Annotated in this window: 15 protein-coding genes; 4 read left to right on the plus strand and 11 right to left on the minus strand. The window is 71.7% G+C overall.

The window, feature by feature from the left end; genetic code table 11:
- Nucleotides 1-34: 34 nt before the first annotated feature.
- The 5 genes from KDB89_RS08045 to KDB89_RS08065 all read right to left on the minus strand — a co-directional run bounded on the left by KDB89_RS08045 (nt 35) and on the right by KDB89_RS08065 (nt 3,390).
- Nucleotides 35-208, minus strand: coding sequence for an SDR family oxidoreductase (locus KDB89_RS08045; RefSeq protein WP_219079982.1), 174 nt, complete (start codon nt 206-208; stop codon nt 35-37).
- A gap of 69 nt (nt 209-277) precedes the next feature.
- Nucleotides 278-1,192 carry an ABC transporter substrate-binding protein gene (locus KDB89_RS08050; protein WP_219079984.1) on the minus strand — a complete coding sequence of 305 codons (915 nt, stop codon included), beginning with the start codon at nt 1,190-1,192 and terminating at the stop codon, nt 278-280.
- A 13-nt stretch (nt 1,193-1,205) separates the two neighbouring features.
- A complete protein-coding gene (locus KDB89_RS08055; protein WP_219079986.1) occupies nt 1,206-1,892 on the minus strand; it encodes an ABC transporter permease in 687 nt (228 codons plus the stop codon).
- Nucleotides 1,889-2,581, minus strand: coding sequence for an ABC transporter permease (locus tag KDB89_RS08060; RefSeq protein WP_219079988.1), 693 nt, complete (start codon nt 2,579-2,581; stop codon nt 1,889-1,891). The genes KDB89_RS08055 and KDB89_RS08060 overlap by 4 nt, the downstream gene beginning before the upstream one ends.
- A complete protein-coding gene (locus tag KDB89_RS08065; RefSeq protein WP_219079991.1) occupies nt 2,578-3,390 on the minus strand; it encodes an ABC transporter ATP-binding protein in 813 nt (270 codons plus the stop codon). Before KDB89_RS08065 ends, KDB89_RS08060 begins: the two co-directional genes overlap by 4 nt.
- A 104-nt stretch (nt 3,391-3,494) precedes the next feature.
- Here KDB89_RS08065 and KDB89_RS08070 point away from each other — a divergent pair, with 104 nt between their 5' ends.
- The gene (locus KDB89_RS08070) at nt 3,495-4,904 is read left to right on the plus strand and encodes a dihydrolipoyl dehydrogenase family protein (protein WP_219079993.1); all 1,410 of its coding nucleotides are present in this window, start codon (nt 3,495-3,497) and stop codon (nt 4,902-4,904) included.
- Here KDB89_RS08070 and KDB89_RS08075 read toward each other — a convergent pair.
- Genes KDB89_RS08075 through KDB89_RS08085 form a run of 3 tightly spaced genes read right to left on the minus strand, consistent with a single transcriptional unit; the run spans nt 4,890 to nt 7,084 of the window.
- Nucleotides 4,890-5,060 (minus strand): DUF8730 family Cys-rich protein, encoded by a 171-nt coding sequence (locus KDB89_RS08075; protein ID WP_219079994.1) that lies wholly within the window; start codon nt 5,058-5,060, stop codon nt 4,890-4,892. The two genes, KDB89_RS08070 and KDB89_RS08075, sit on opposite strands and share 15 nt — an antisense overlap.
- Before the next feature lie 29 nt (nt 5,061-5,089).
- Nucleotides 5,090-5,359 carry a metal-sensitive transcriptional regulator gene (locus KDB89_RS08080; RefSeq protein ID WP_219079995.1) on the minus strand — a complete coding sequence of 90 codons (270 nt, stop codon included), beginning with the start codon at nt 5,357-5,359 and terminating at the stop codon, nt 5,090-5,092.
- An 18-nt stretch (nt 5,360-5,377) separates the two neighbouring features.
- Nucleotides 5,378-7,084 carry an FAD-dependent oxidoreductase gene (locus KDB89_RS08085; protein ID WP_219079997.1) on the minus strand — a complete coding sequence of 569 codons (1,707 nt, stop codon included), beginning with the start codon at nt 7,082-7,084 and terminating at the stop codon, nt 5,378-5,380.
- Nucleotides 7,085-7,351: 267 nt separating this feature from the next.
- Between KDB89_RS08085 and KDB89_RS08090 the strand changes: the two genes are divergently transcribed.
- Nucleotides 7,352-8,539, plus strand: a complete 1,188-nt coding sequence (locus KDB89_RS08090) for a zinc-dependent alcohol dehydrogenase (RefSeq protein WP_219079999.1) — start codon at nt 7,352-7,354, stop codon at nt 8,537-8,539.
- 240 nt (nt 8,540-8,779) lie between these two features.
- Here the strand turns inward: KDB89_RS08090 and KDB89_RS08095 are convergent, their stop codons facing one another.
- Together KDB89_RS08095 and KDB89_RS08100 are read right to left on the minus strand one after the other, a co-directional pair.
- Complete coding sequence (locus tag KDB89_RS08095; RefSeq protein WP_219080001.1) at nt 8,780-9,568, minus strand: TIM barrel protein; 789 nt, start codon at nt 9,566-9,568, stop codon at nt 8,780-8,782.
- A 13-nt stretch (nt 9,569-9,581) separates the two neighbouring features.
- Nucleotides 9,582-10,583 carry a Gfo/Idh/MocA family oxidoreductase gene (locus KDB89_RS08100; RefSeq protein WP_219080003.1) on the minus strand — a complete coding sequence of 334 codons (1,002 nt, stop codon included), beginning with the start codon at nt 10,581-10,583 and terminating at the stop codon, nt 9,582-9,584.
- A gap of 83 nt (nt 10,584-10,666) precedes the next feature.
- Here KDB89_RS08100 and KDB89_RS08105 point away from each other — a divergent pair, with 83 nt between their 5' ends.
- Nucleotides 10,667-11,701 carry a LacI family DNA-binding transcriptional regulator gene (locus KDB89_RS08105; protein WP_219080005.1) on the plus strand — a complete coding sequence of 345 codons (1,035 nt, stop codon included), beginning with the start codon at nt 10,667-10,669 and terminating at the stop codon, nt 11,699-11,701.
- On the opposite strand, the gene KDB89_RS08110 is transcribed toward KDB89_RS08105, so the two are convergent.
- Nucleotides 11,692-12,537 (minus strand): TspO-related membrane protein, encoded by an 846-nt coding sequence (locus KDB89_RS08110; protein WP_219080007.1) that lies wholly within the window; start codon nt 12,535-12,537, stop codon nt 11,692-11,694. The genes KDB89_RS08105 and KDB89_RS08110 overlap by 10 nt on opposite strands.
- A 97-nt stretch (nt 12,538-12,634) precedes the next feature.
- On the opposite strand from KDB89_RS08110, the gene KDB89_RS08115 reads away from it, so the two are divergent.
- Nucleotides 12,635-13,444, plus strand: a complete 810-nt coding sequence (locus KDB89_RS08115) for a hypothetical protein (RefSeq protein ID WP_219080009.1) — start codon at nt 12,635-12,637, stop codon at nt 13,442-13,444.
- The last annotated feature ends 3 nt before the right edge of the window (nt 13,445-13,447 follow it).

Here is a 13,447-nt window from a genome sequence, read left to right on the forward strand (position 1 = left end):
GGCACCCTCCCGCGGAACCCACGATCCCGCTTACTCAGGTGTCCACAAATCCAGGGTAGGCCCAGAAGGCCTGCACGGTGGCGAGTGGCAGGCGCGGCGCGCGCTCAGGAGTGTGGGCGAGCAGCCGCTGCGGGACGCCGCGCTCGGCGAGATTCCGGGCGATGAGCCCGCCCAGGGCGCCGGTCGCGCCCGTCACGGCAATGGTCATGCGGTGCTCCTTCAGAGGTGGCAGATGGCGCGGATGCGGGTGGCGGGATCGCCACAGGAGCTCGTCCGGTCAGGCGAGCCCCTTGTCCGAGAGCCAGTCGGTGGCGATCGTCGCTGCGGGAAGCTCCTCGTCGACGCTGCGGGCGTTGAGCGCGATCAGGTCGTCGGGGGCCATGGCGGCGCTGACCTTGTTGATCACCGCGGCCGCCGCGTCGTCGACGTTGTCGCTGGCCAGCGGCACGACGTGCGAGGCGAGGAACAGCCCCTTGGTGTCCTGCAACGACACGAGGTCGTTCGCCTTGATCGCCGGGTCCGCCGTGTAGATGTTGGCCAGCTGGATGTCGCCGTCCTTGAGCGCCTTGACGGTCAGCGGGCCGCCCGCGTCCTCGATCGGCGTGAAGCTGATCTCGATCCCGTACGTATCCATCAGGCCCTTCGGGCCGTAGGGCCTGGACTCCGCCTCCGAGTTGGCGCCGAGCGTCAGGGGCTCGGTGACGTCGGCCAGGTCGTCGATCGTGGTGAGGTCCCATGTGTCGGCGAACTCGCGGGTGACGGTGTAGGAGTCCTGGTCGCTCGCCTCGGACTGGTCGAGCACGCGCAGGCCGTCGGGGGTGGCCTCCTGCAGCGCGGTGTAGACGTCGTCGGCCAGCCGCGCCTCGGTGTCGGGCTCCCAGTACTGGAGCAGGTTTCCGCTGTACTCGGGGAAGATGTCGATGCTCCCCGCCTCGATCTCGGGGAGGTAGGCCTCGCGCTGGCCGATGCGGAACTGCCTGTCGACGGTGTACCCGGCCCCCTCGAGGGCCTGCGCGTAGATCTCGGCGATGATCTCGTTGGAGTAGTAGTCCTGGGATCCGATCACGATCGAGGCAGACGGCGTGCTCTGGCCGGTCTCGGTGGTGGCCAGCGGGTCGGTGCCGGCGCAGCCGGCAAGCAGCGATGCTCCCAGGACGGCGCTGAGCGCGGCGAGCGCGATGCGGTGGGTCATGGTGGTGTCTCTCTCAGGATCGGGTGCGGGTGGTCTGGCGGGAGGGATCGGCGATGCGGGTGCAGAGCCGCTGGACGGCCGCCAGCACGAGCTCGAGGAGCAGCGCGAGCGCGATGACCAGCAGCGCCCCGGCGAGCATCTGCGGGTAGTCGCGGGACTTCAGCCCCGCGAACAGGTACCGCCCCAGCCCGGTGTCGGAGGTGTAGGCGGCCAGCGTCGCCGTGGCCACCACCTGCAGAGTGGCCGCCCTCAGCCCGCCGACGATCACCGGCAGCGCGAGCGGCAACTCCACGCCGACGATAACCTGTGGGCCGCTCATGCCGACGGCCCTTGCCGCGGACGCGATGGCGGGATCGATGGACTGCACGCCGGCGTAGGCGCCTGCCAGCAACGACGGGACCGCGAGCAGCACCAGGGCGAGCAGCGGAGCCTCGATGCCGATGCCTAGTGCGAGCCCGAAGAGGGTGAGGAGGCCGAGCGTGGGGATGGCGCGCGCGGCGCCGACGATCGCGCCGACGACACCGGCACCGCGCCGGGTGTGCCCGATGAGCACCCCGACGGGCAGCGCGATCAGGGCGGCCAGGCCCACGGCGACTGCGGTCACGAGGAGGTGCTGTGCGGCGCGCGTGGGGATGCCGGAAGGGCCGGTCCAGTTGGTCGGGTCGCCCAGCCAGGCGACAGCCTGGGAGAACAGGTTCATCCGCGCCTCCCCCGGCCTGAAGGGCTCGGCTCGGCCGTGCGCGGCCGGCCGTCGCGGCCCGCCCGGAGCCATGGAGTGAGGAGGCGTCCCAACACCAGAAGGCCGGCGTCGGCCAGCAGCGCGAGGGCCACCGTCGCCACCACGCCGACGCCCACCTCCGTGGCGATCCCGCGCTGGAAACCGTCGGTCAGAAGCGTGCCGAGGCTCGGCACGCCGATCAGCGCCCCGATGGTCACCAGTGAGATGGTGGACACCGCCACGACGCGCACGCCGGACAGGAGCACGGGGACCGCCAACGGCAGGTCGACCTGCCAGAAGACCGCCCGTGGGGAGTAACCGATGGCGACCGCCCCGTCGTGCGTCCGTGCGTCGACGGCCGCGAAAGCGTCGGCGGCGGTACGCACCAGCAGGGCGACGCCGTAGACCGTCAGCGCGACTATCATCGTCGCGGGCGAGCGGAGCGGGATGCCGAGGACTGCGGGGATCACGATCAGCAGCGGCAGGGCCGGGATCGCGTACATCAGGCCGGCCACCCCGAGCAGCGGTGCGCCGATGACGGGCCGCCGGTGCGCCAGCCTGCCGAGCGGCACCGCGATGAGCACGCTCGCGACGATCGGCGGCAGGGCGAGCAGGAGGTGCGCACCGGCCAGTTCGAGCACCTGCGGCCAGTTCAGCGCCAGCCACCTCACCCCCGCATCACCCCGACGGGCCGGCCGTTGCCGTCGACGGCGATGCTGCGCCCGGCGACGTTCACGGTTCTGAGGCTCCGCTCGGCCCGGTTGGCGCCGATGAAGTCCGCGACGAAGTCGTCGGCGGGGGCCGCGAGGATCTCGGCGGGGGTGCCACGCTGCGCGACGACGCCGTGGCCGCGCAGCACGACCACCTCGTCGCCGAGCCGGAAGGCCTCGTCGACGTCGTGCGTCACGAACACGATGGTCTTGCCCAGCTCCTCCTGCAGCCTCAGCAGTTCGTCCTGGAGCTCGCGGCGCACGATCGGGTCCACGGCGCCGAAGGGCTCGTCCATCAGGAGGATGTTCGGGTCGGGCGCGAGGGCGCGGGCGACGCCGACCCGCTGCTGCTGGCCGCCGGACAGCTCCGCCGGGTAGCGCCGGGCCAGCGACGACTCCAGCCCGACGCGTTCCATCAGTTCGGCCGCCCTCAGGCGGGCGGGCGTGCGCGCCATGCCGTTCAGCCGCAGCACGGTGGCGACGTTGTCGATCACCGTGCGGTGCGGCAGGAGGCCGCCCGCCTGCAGCACGTAGCCGATCGAGCGCCTCAGCTCGACGACGTCGCGGGCGCGCACGTCCTCCCCGTCGATCAGCACGCGGCCCGAGGTCGGCTCGACCATCCGGTTGACCATGCGCAACAGCGTCGTCTTGCCCGATCCCGAGGAGCCCAGCAGCGCCACCGTGCGGTGCGAAGGGATCTCCAGCGAGAAGGTCTCGACGGCCACGATCCCGCGCCGGTACTCCTTGGTCACCTCGTCGAACTCGATCATCACCCCTCCTCCACACGCGCCAACAGCCGGGCGGCAACGCCTGCAACACCAGCGACGCTACCCGGTACCCGGCCATCGAACGACCCGGCCGACACAATGGGGCCATGGATGACTTCGATGTGGTCGTGATCGGCGCCGGACCGGCCGGGGAGAACGCGGCGGACTTTGCGATCAGGGGCAGCGACCGCACCGCGGCCCTGGTCGAGGCGGAGCTCGTCGGCGGAGAGTGCTCGTACTACGCGTGCATGCCCAGTAAGGCGCTGCTACGTCCCCTCGACGTGCACGCGGCCGCCATCCACCTGGGTGGGCTGCCGCACCGGATCGACATCGATCGGGCGGCCCTGCTGCGTCGGCGGGACTCGTGGGTCAGCCTCTACGACGACCGCGGGCAGGTCTCGTGGGCCGAGGGCGCGGGCATCACCGTCGTGCGGGGAACCGGCCGACTCGGCGGCGAGCGCATCGTCGAGGTCGACGGCCCCGACGGACCGCGCAGGCTGCGCGCCGCGCACGCGGTGGTGCTGGCGACGGGCTCGCTGCCGGTCGTGCCGGACCTCCTGGCCGCGGCGCTGCCGTGGGGCTCGCGCGACGCGACCGGCATCGTCGAGGTACCCGATTCGATCGCCGTGATCGGCGGCGGGGTGGTCGCCTGCGAGGCGGCCCGCTGGCTGGCTGCCCTAGGCTCCCACGTCACGATGCTGGTACGCGGCCCCGGCCTGCTCGGCAGGTTCGAGTCCGGGGTCTCGGCGGCGGTCGCCGAAGGGCTGCGGCAGGCGGGCGTCGAGCTGCGCTTCGGCGTCGCGCTGGCCGAGGCCAGCCGGCCGGACGCCCGCCGCACCGGCCTCGGCCGGGTCCACGGCGGCCCGGTCCGGCTCGTGGAGGCCGATGGCCACGAGTCGACGCACGCCGAGGTCCTGGTGGCCACCGGACGGCGACCGGCCCGGGAAGGCCTCGGCCTGGAGAGCATCGGCCTGACGCCCGCGGACCTCGACGGGCCGCTGCCGACCTGGCTGCACCTGGTCGGCGACGTGAGCGGCGAGGCCCCGCTCACACACTGGGGCAAGTACCGGGCCAGGCTCGTCGGCGACCGGATCGCGGCGCTGGCCGAGGGCCGCACCCCGGCTCCGGTGCCCTCCGACGTCCCGGTTCCCCAGGTGGTGTTCACCGATCCCCAGGTCGCCGCCGTCGGGCCGACGGCCGAGGCTGCCCGGGCCGCCGGGCGCCGGGTGAGGATCGCCGAGGTGCCCTTCGGCTCGGCGGCGGGGGCCTCCCTCCTGCGCGACGACGCCGCCGGCTTCGCACGCCTTGTCATCGACGAGGACACGGACACTGTGCTGGGCGCCACGTTCGTCGGGCCCGACGTCGCCGAGCTGCTCCACTCCGCGACGGTGGCGATCACCGCGAAGGTGCCGCTCGACGTGCTCGCCCACGCGGTGCCGTCGTACCCGACCGCCTCCGAGCTGTGGCTGCGGCTGCTTGACTCCGACCGGGAGGCGCGCCGGTCAGCGGGTGCGTAGCCGGGAGAACAGGCCTCCGCGCGGCGCCTGCTCGGCCCGGTCGTGTCCCTGGCACCACTGGGCCGGCGGGACGGTCCGCTTCACGGACTCGATGTGTTGGCCGCATCCGGCCCAGGTGGTCTTTCCGCAGACCTTGCAGGTGACTGCTCTGCACATGATTCGTTTCTCCTTCTGGTGATGTCGGTTCAGGCGAGGGTGAGGAAGAGCTTCTCCAGCTCCTCGGCGGTGATGCCGTCCTCGGTGACACCCTCGGGGTCACCGAGGCAGTTCTTCATGGCACTGGCGATGATCGCGAAGCCGGCTCTGTCGAGGGCCGATGAGACGGCTGCGAGCTGCGTGACGACGTCACGGCACGAGCCGCCCTCCTCCACGGCTTCGATGACGGCGTTGAGCTGGCCGCGGGCGCGCCGCAGCCGGTTGACGATGCGGCGCTGGCTGGTGTGATCGGGAGTCATGTCGGTTCCTCTCTTCGGTCAGGCCACGGGGACGGGCCGGGCGAGCACCCCGTCGACCCGCCGTCCGAGCAGTCCCCGCAGGGTGAGCATCCCGCCGGACAGCGACGCGGAGTCGAAGCCGGCCTGCGTCAGCACGCGGTGGGCGATGGCGGAGCGGACTCCCGAGGCGCACAGCACCCGGACCGGTCGCCCGTCGGCGGCGGCGCGGACCTCGTCGAGGCGCCCCCTCAGCTCGGTGTGGGGGATGTTCAGCGAGCCCGGCACGTGCCCCGTCGCGTACTCGGCCTCGGAGCGGGCGTCGAGCACGAGCGACGACGACGCGACGTCGTCGAGCTGGTCGGCGTACCAGAGCCGCAGCGTGCCATCCAGGACATTGCTCCCGACCATGCCCGCGAGGTTCACGGCGTCCTTCGCCTGGCCGTAGGGCGGGGCGTAGGCGAGATCGAGGTCGATCAGGTCGCCGACGGCCATCCCGGAGCGGATCGCGGTGGACAGCACATCGATGCGCTTGTCCACGCCGTCGAGCCCGACGGCCTGGGCGCCGAGCAGGAGGCCGTCGCCCTCCGAGATGTGGACGACGAGGTGGACCTGGGTCGCACCGGGGAAGTAGCCGGCGTGCTGGTTCGGGTGCAGATGCAGCGTGACGAACGGGATTCCGGCCGCCCGCAGCGTCGCCGCGTTGGTCCCGGTCATCGCCGCGGTCAGCTCCCCGACGCGCACGATGGCGGTACCCAGCGGCTGCGGGATGGGGCGCGCGCTGCCCGGCCGGCAGATGTCGTCGGCGACGAGCCTGCCCGCACGGTTCGCCGGGCCGGCCAGCGGCACGGGCCGGCGCAGCCCCGTCGTCGGATCGGTCCGTGCGGTCGCGTCGCCCACGGCCCAGACGCCATCGGCCGACGTACGGCCATGATCGTCGACGACGATCGCGCCCCGCTCACATGCGATGCCCGCCGCCTCGAAGGCCTGGGTGTCGGGGCGCACGCCCACGGAGAGCACGATCAGCTCGGCCTCGATGCGCGAGCCGTCGGCGAGGACGACCACGTCGTGGTCGGCCCCGGGTTCGATGGCCGCCGCGGCGACTCCGGTGCGCAGCTCCACGCCGAGGTCGACGAGTTCACGCTCCACCAGGTGGGCGAGCTCCGACTCGAGCGGCGGGAGGACATGGTCGGCGAGCTCGACGACGCTGACCTGCAGCCCGCGGTGCGCGAGCGCCTCGGCGGCTTCGAGGCCGATGAACCCGGCGCCCAGCACCACGGCACGGCCGGCACCCCGGTCGACCCGCTCCTTGAGCGCGACGGCGTCGGCGACGGTCCGCAGGGTCCGCACGCGCGGGGAGTCGATCCCGGCGGTGTCCGGCCGGACTGCCCGCGCGCCCGGCGACAGCACGAGCGCGTCGTAGGTGAGTTGCTCCACGCCGTCGGCAGACGCGACCGTGACGCTGCGGCTCGCCACGTCGATCCCGGTGACCTCGTGCCCTGGCCGCACGTCGAGCGCCAGCGCTGCCCGCAGCGAGGCGGGCGTCTGGACGAGCAGCTGACTCTCGTCGGGGATCTCCCCACCCACATGGTACGGCAGCCCACAGTTGGCGAAGGAGACGTGCTCGCCCCGCTCAAGGACGACGATCTCGGCCTCCTCATCGAGGCGCCGCGCCCGCGCGGCACAGCTCATCCCTCCGGCCACTCCCCCGACAACAACGATCCGCCTGCGGCGACCAACTTCACTCATGAAGTGAATAATACCCCCGGGGGTATCTGTGTCAAGTCTCCAGCCCGGGCAACCCGGAGCGGTTCATTGATTGATCAATGGGATGCCTCCCGCTGCGGTGGCAGCGGAGGCCGCCCGGCCCGAACCCGTCGCGCGGTAGCGTCCAGCCAGGAATCAACGTGGGTGTCCGGCGGCACATAGGTCGCGGTCCATGACCGACAGGACCTGCACATCTGTTCCTCGACACGCAGCGGAGCGGGGAATGACGACGACGAAAGAGGACACACCATGAAGGCAGTCACCTGGCAGGGCATCGAGAAGGTCGCCGTCTCCGATGTGCCGGAGCCGACGATCCAGGACCCAACCGACGCCATCGTCGAGGTCACATCCACAGCAATCTGCGGCTCCGACCTCCACCTCTACAAGGTGCTGGCTCCATTCCTCAGCCCAGGCGACATTATCGGGCACGAGTTCATGGGAATCGTGCGAGAGGTGGGCCCCGAGGTCACGGGCATCGCACCTGGCGACCGGGTCGTCGTGCCGTTCAACGTCTCCTGCGGGCGGTGCTGGATGTGCGCCCGGGGCCTCTACGCGCAGTGTGAGACCACCCAGGTCACCGAGCGGGGCAAGGGCGCCACCCTCTTCGGCTACACCAGCCTCTACGGCCAGTTGCCGGGCGGGCAGGCCCAGTTCGTGCGCGTACCGCACGCGGATTTCGGTCCCATCAAGGTCCCGGACGACCTGCCTGACCAGCGGTTCCTGTTCCTCTCCGACATCCTTCCCACGGCCTGGCAGGGCGTCAGATTCGCCGACCTGGAACCAGGTGGAACGATCGCCATCCTTGGGCTTGGACCGGTCGGACAACTGGCAGTGACCTGCGCACAGCAGCAGGGCGCTGGGCGTGTCCTCGCAGTGGACAGGATCGCCGAGCGTCTGGACAGGGCACAGGGGCTCGGCGCCGAGGTCATCAACATGGATGACGTCGACGATGTCGCCGCGATCCTGCGCGACCTGACCTCGGGCCGCGGTCCCGACGCGGTCGTTGACGCCGTCGGCATGGAGGCGCACGGCAATCCCGTTGCCGCGGCCGTGATCTCGGCCTCCACCCGGCTACCGAAGCCCGTCGCCCGGGCGGCGGTGGAGAACGCAGGCATCGACCGCCTCGAGGCCCTGCACACGGCCATCTCAGCCGTCCGCCGCGGCGGCACCGTGTCCATCTCCGGGGTCTACGGCGGGGCCATCGACCCGATGCCGCTGATGGACATGTTCGACAAGGGGATCTCCCTGCGCATGGGGCAGTGCCACGTGCGTCAGTGGACCGACGACCTGCTGCGGACCCTGACCGGACACGACCCCTTCGGCGTGGACGACCTGGTGACCCACCGGCTACCGCTCACCGAGGCACCCGCAGCCTACGAGATGTTCCAGCACAAGAGCGACGGCTGTATCAAGGTCGTACTGGACCCCACGAGCTGAACGACGACGCCCTCAGGGCTTGCCGCCTGGAGTCCGCGCGCGATGTCTTCGAACAGCTCGAGGCGACCCTCACCCCGTGAGCGACATCGCACGTCTCGATGGCGGCGCGCCACCAGGGGCCGATTCGGTCCGGTCTCTCGTCGCCGATCTCGATCGTCGCCACCGCTGCCTCGCGGCGCCAGGGCTGCGTCATGGGACGTCCTTTCGTCGACATGGGCCCCATTGAAACGCACCCGCCGGTCAGTCAGGAAGGCTGAACGCCGCCACGAACCGGTCGACCGCCACCTCGGCGTCACCGGAGGCGAAGGCCTCCAGCCCGACGGTGCCGCGGTAGCCGAACCGGGCCAGCGCCGCCGCCACCGCGGGATAGTTGACCTCCCCGGTGCCGGGCTCCATCCGCCCGGGCACGTCGGCGACCTGGATCTCGCCGACCCACGCCAATGCCTCCTCGCACAGCTCGATGAGGTTCCCCTCCCCGATCTGGGCGTGGTAGAGGTCCAGGTTGAGCCGGAGGTTCGGGTGGTCGATCGCCCTGACCAGCGCGAGGGTGTCGTGCGCCCGGGCGAACGGCGTGCCAGGGTGGTCGACAGCCAGGTTGAGGTTCTCGAGCGTGAACACCCGGCCGACGCGCTCCCCCAGCCGGGCCAGCCGCTCCAGCGTCCTGGCCGCCGCCAGCCAGTCGGCCCCACCGGTGGCTTCGCCCGGCCGCACGGGCAGTCCCTGCGCGTCAAGGCCCGTCCCGTGGACGTTGAGGCGCGGGCAGTCGATGATCTCGGCCGCCCGGGCGGACTCCTCCGCGGTCCGCAACAGCTCGTCCGCGCCTGCCGGGTCGATGAGTTCGCCGCGGATGTAGCCGGTCATCGAGGTGATCGGCGTTCCGACGGCCGCCAGGGCCGGCAGGTCCTTGGTCGTCCAGTCCCAGATCTCCGCCTCCAGTCCGCGGGCACCGATGCGTCGCAGCCGCTCGGTGTACGGCAGGTCGGTGTGGATGGTCTCGGCGCTGACGGCCAGCACGAACGGCGTACTCATAGGGGGCTCCTGCTCAGAGGTGGACGGGGAGGGAGGTGGTGATGGAGTCGATGCACGCCTGGGCGACGGCGAAGGCGGCGCGCGCGTCGTGGAGGGTCGGGCCCTGGGCGACACCCGTCCGGACGGCCTCGACGAAGGCCGAGAACTCCGCGCGGTACGAGTCCTGCAGGAGATCGGTGTCGCTGCGGGAGGTCTCGACGGAGATGCCCTCGGCCCCGAACAGGGTGAGGTCGGTGCGTCGCACGTGTCCCGCTGTCGCGAGCCCTCCGGAGCCGAAGACCTCGGCACGCACGTCGTAGCCGTAGGCCGCCTGGAACGAAGCGTCTGCCACGGCGAGCGCACCGTTGTCGAACGCGACGGTGACGAGCGCCGTGTCCAACAGGCCGGCGCCGCGGAAGTCCGGCCGGATCAGAGCATCGGCCTGAGCAAAGACGCGAACAGCCCTGGCGCCGGGGTTGAGCCAGTTGAGCGTGTCGAAGTCATGGATGAGGGTCTGGGTGAAGATGGTCCACGGCGGCACGACGGAGGGATCATGCAGCCGCGGATCGCGGGTGGTGGACCGCAGCAGCTGCACCGAGCCGAGCCGACCCTCGTCGACGGCGCGACGGGCCGCGGCGAACCCCGGTGCGAAGCGCCTGTTGAAGCCGACCTGGCACACCACCCCCGAGCCGTCGACCGCCCCTGCGGCCCTGTCCAGTTCCGCCAGCGACATGCCTGCGGGCTTCTCACAGAAGACCGGTACCCCGGCGGCAGCCGCCGAAACGATGAGTTCGGCGTGCGACGTGGACGCAGCGGCGATGACCACACCGTCCACCCCCGAGGACAGCAGCTCCGCCAGGGACGAGCAGGTCTGCGGCACCCGCAGCGCCTCGGCCACGTCCGCCACGGCCGACGCATCCGGGTCCGCGATCGCCTGCAGGACGACGCCCGGGGTGTGGCGGGCAAGGATCTCCGCGTGATTGCGGCCGATCCTGCCCACACCGACGAGTCCGATACGGACGGCTTCCTCCACCATTGGCTGCTCCCTTGCAGTGGTCGACGGCTTGACTCTAGAACGATCTACTAGATCGTGTCAACAGGAGTCGGTAGGGTGGCTCCATGGATCCCGAGACCGACGCCGGACGAAACCCCACCATGCTCGACGTGGCGCGGGAGGCGGGCGTCTCGCGCGCCCTGGTGTCGATCATCATGCGCGGGGCCCCCGGCGCGAGCGAGCGCACCCGCGCCCACGTCAAGGAGGTCGCGGCACGGCTCGGGTACGTGCCGGATGCCAGGGCTCAGGCCCTGAGGCGGCAGGGAAATGCCGCCATCGGCGTCGCGTTCCAGCCCGATCAGCCGTTCCACGCCGCCCTCATCGACGCCATCTACGAATCGGCCCGGAGGGCGGACCACCCGGTGATCCTGTCCGCCGTCACGCCAGGCCACGACGAGGAGCGCGCAGTTGCCTCGCTCGTCGGCCAGCGCTGCGGCGCGGTCATCACGCTCGGCTCCCGTCTCGACCGGGACGTCCTCGAGGCCACGGCGCGCAGGATCCCCGTCGTGGTGGTGGCCCGCACCGTCGAGGCGGTCGGCGTCGACACTGTGGTCTCCGACGACGCCGGCGGTCTCGGCGCGGCCGTTGCGCACCTCGCATCGCTGGGGCACACCCGGATCGCCTTCGCGCAGTCGGCCGAGTCCGGAGGCAATCCCGAGCGGCTGTCGGGCTACCTCGGCGCCATGGATGACCTCGGCCTGGCACCAGACGTCGTCGCGGGCGGCTCGAGGATCGAGGGAGGGGCCGAGGCCGCGCGCACGCTGCTGGCCCGCGAGGGGCTGCCGACGGCGGTCGTGTGCTTCAACGATGCGGCAGCCGCCGGGATGCAGGACGTCCTGACCCGGGCAGGTGTGCGGGTCCCCGTCGACGTCTCCATCGTGGGCATCGACGACTCCGAGACGGCCAGCCTCTCCTACCGGCAGTTGACCAGCATCCGGCAGGATCCCGTGGCGTTGGCCCGGGCGGCCGCTGCGCGGGCAGCCCAGCGCATCGCATCGCCGGGGCTGGACCGGTTCACGGCGGTGATCCCCACCTCACTCGTGGTGCGCACGAGCACCGGGCCTCGGGTGCCCGACGCGCCCGAGGCTCCTCAGCCCTGAGGCACGCTCCGCTGGGCGGGGCGTGCCTTGGCCGACCCCAGGCGCTGGACGACGCGAATGGTGCCGACGACGAGCACGAGGCCCGCGGCGGTCACCGCCGCCCAACCGACGGGCGTGCTGATGAGCTGCCCCGTGAGCCGTGCCACACCCACCCAGGCGAGGCCCCAGGCGACGGTGCACGTGAAGCCGATCTGGAAGCCCACCATGGTGGTCGACCGCAACACGACGGCCGCCAGCACCACGACCACCAGCAGCATCACCACCGTCAGCCCGACGGCGTTCTCCCCCGTCGGTGGGACACCGAGGTCCACCAGCCAGGCAGCGACATTCGCCACGGTCGCCACGCAGATCCAGCCGAGGTACAGCCCGCAGGTCACCTGCACCCACACCAACTCCTGGCGGCCCTCCTTCGGCAGCTGCTTGCCGATGGCCACGATCCAGCACAGCGACACGAGGATTCCGGCCATCACGAGCACCGACACCCCCAGCAGGCCCGCGAAAGCCGCCTGCAGCCAGATGCCGTTCAGCGCCAGGGAGATGGCAGCCGGCACGCGCGTCGCCGACGCCCAGACCGACGTCGTGGCACGCGGCAGCCACTGCCACACGACATAGCCGGCCATGCCGACGTAGATGACGAGCCACACCGAGAATGCCGGCCCGTGGGGAGCAATGAGCGTGGCGTGGTCCGACAGCAGACCTCCCGCCTGAGACTCGACACCGCCCTCTCCGAGGATCCCGGTTCCGACGGCGGTGCCGAGCAGCCACACCACGGCGGCGAGCGTCACCAGAATCCGGCCGCCTGCGACCGACGACGGTGTGGGCGAGGAGACCTTCATGCGATGAGCCTACGGGTCGGGGCGCCCAGGCCGTGCCGACACGCCCGGCCCGGCGCCCGTGTGGCAAGCTGGAACACCTGAGCTGAAGGAGGCGGCCATGGGCGAGACGCTCGGCAGGCGCGGCCTTCCCGCCGACGACCAGGAACCCGATGCGGACGCGCCCCCCGCCACGGTGGCCCGCCGCGGCGCCGCCAGCCCCGCCGCCTCCTCAGAGCCGTCCGCTCGCGGCGGGGCACGGCGAGGCATCGCGCCGGACCCGGCCCCGCGGCGGTTCTGGGTCCCGCTCGCCGCCCTGGGTGCGCTGCTTGCCGCGGCGCTGGTCGCCGCGTTCTGGTTACCCGGCTCCTCCGGCCCTGCGGCCACTGCTTCGCGCTCTGCCTCGCCCACCACACCGGCCTCGCCGGCACCGAGCCCCTCTGCCATGACGAGCCCTCTCCCGCTGGACGACGCGACGCTGCAGGTCCCCGAGGGCTGGGACGTGTACGCCGACGAGCAGGTACAGGACGACCGCCGGCTCGTGCGGCTGGAACAGGGCGAGACCGGCGTGCGTGTGCAGGCCGTGACCCTCACATCGGTTGACGGGGACCTGTCGACGGCATGCAGCCTGCTGGTCACCGAACTGGAGTCGAACTACACGGATCCGGCTCAGACGACGGCGTTCACCGTCCCCGTCGCGCCGGGTGGCGAGGGCTACAGCTGCGGGTTCCGAGGCGAGCGGACCTCCGACGAACAGCCCGTCACGGTCACGTTCACGATGCTCCGCAGGGACGCGGACGCTCACACGCTGGTGCTGCGCGCCAGCGTCCCGGACACCGCCGCGGACGACACGCAGGCCGCGGCACAACTGGAGGCGCTGACCTGTTCGGCCGCGGCGAGCTTCGACGTCGACCTGACCCGCTGCAACTGAGCC

Source organism: Tessaracoccus palaemonis, from assembly GCF_019316905.1.
Lineage (GTDB): Bacteria > Actinomycetota > Actinomycetes > Propionibacteriales > Propionibacteriaceae > Arachnia > Arachnia palaemonis.

Coding starts and splice junctions, on each gene's coding strand:
- KDB89_RS08045 (WP_219079982.1), bottom strand. CDS start 208: ATGACCATTGCCGTGACGGGCGCGACCGGCGCCCTGGGCGGGCTCATC.
- KDB89_RS08115 (WP_219080009.1), top strand. CDS start 12,635: ATGGGCGAGACGCTCGGCAGGCGCGGCCTTCCCGCCGACGACCAGGAA.
- KDB89_RS08095 (WP_219080001.1), bottom strand. CDS start 9,568: ATGAGTACGCCGTTCGTGCTGGCCGTCAGCGCCGAGACCATCCACACC.
- KDB89_RS08090 (WP_219079999.1), top strand. CDS start 7,352: ATGAAGGCAGTCACCTGGCAGGGCATCGAGAAGGTCGCCGTCTCCGAT.
- KDB89_RS08085 (WP_219079997.1), bottom strand. CDS start 7,084: ATGAGTGAAGTTGGTCGCCGCAGGCGGATCGTTGTTGTCGGGGGAGTG.
- KDB89_RS08050 (WP_219079984.1), bottom strand. CDS start 1,192: ATGACCCACCGCATCGCGCTCGCCGCGCTCAGCGCCGTCCTGGGAGCA.
- KDB89_RS08075 (WP_219079994.1), bottom strand. CDS start 5,060: ATGTGCAGAGCAGTCACCTGCAAGGTCTGCGGAAAGACCACCTGGGCC.
- KDB89_RS08110 (WP_219080007.1), bottom strand. CDS start 12,537: ATGAAGGTCTCCTCGCCCACACCGTCGTCGGTCGCAGGCGGCCGGATT.
- KDB89_RS08055 (WP_219079986.1), bottom strand. CDS start 1,892: ATGAACCTGTTCTCCCAGGCTGTCGCCTGGCTGGGCGACCCGACCAAC.
- KDB89_RS08100 (WP_219080003.1), bottom strand. CDS start 10,583: ATGGTGGAGGAAGCCGTCCGTATCGGACTCGTCGGTGTGGGCAGGATC.
- KDB89_RS08080 (WP_219079995.1), bottom strand. CDS start 5,359: ATGACTCCCGATCACACCAGCCAGCGCCGCATCGTCAACCGGCTGCGG.
- KDB89_RS08065 (WP_219079991.1), bottom strand. CDS start 3,390: ATGATCGAGTTCGACGAGGTGACCAAGGAGTACCGGCGCGGGATCGTG.
- KDB89_RS08105 (WP_219080005.1), top strand. CDS start 10,667: ATGGATCCCGAGACCGACGCCGGACGAAACCCCACCATGCTCGACGTG.
- KDB89_RS08070 (WP_219079993.1), top strand. CDS start 3,495: ATGGATGACTTCGATGTGGTCGTGATCGGCGCCGGACCGGCCGGGGAG.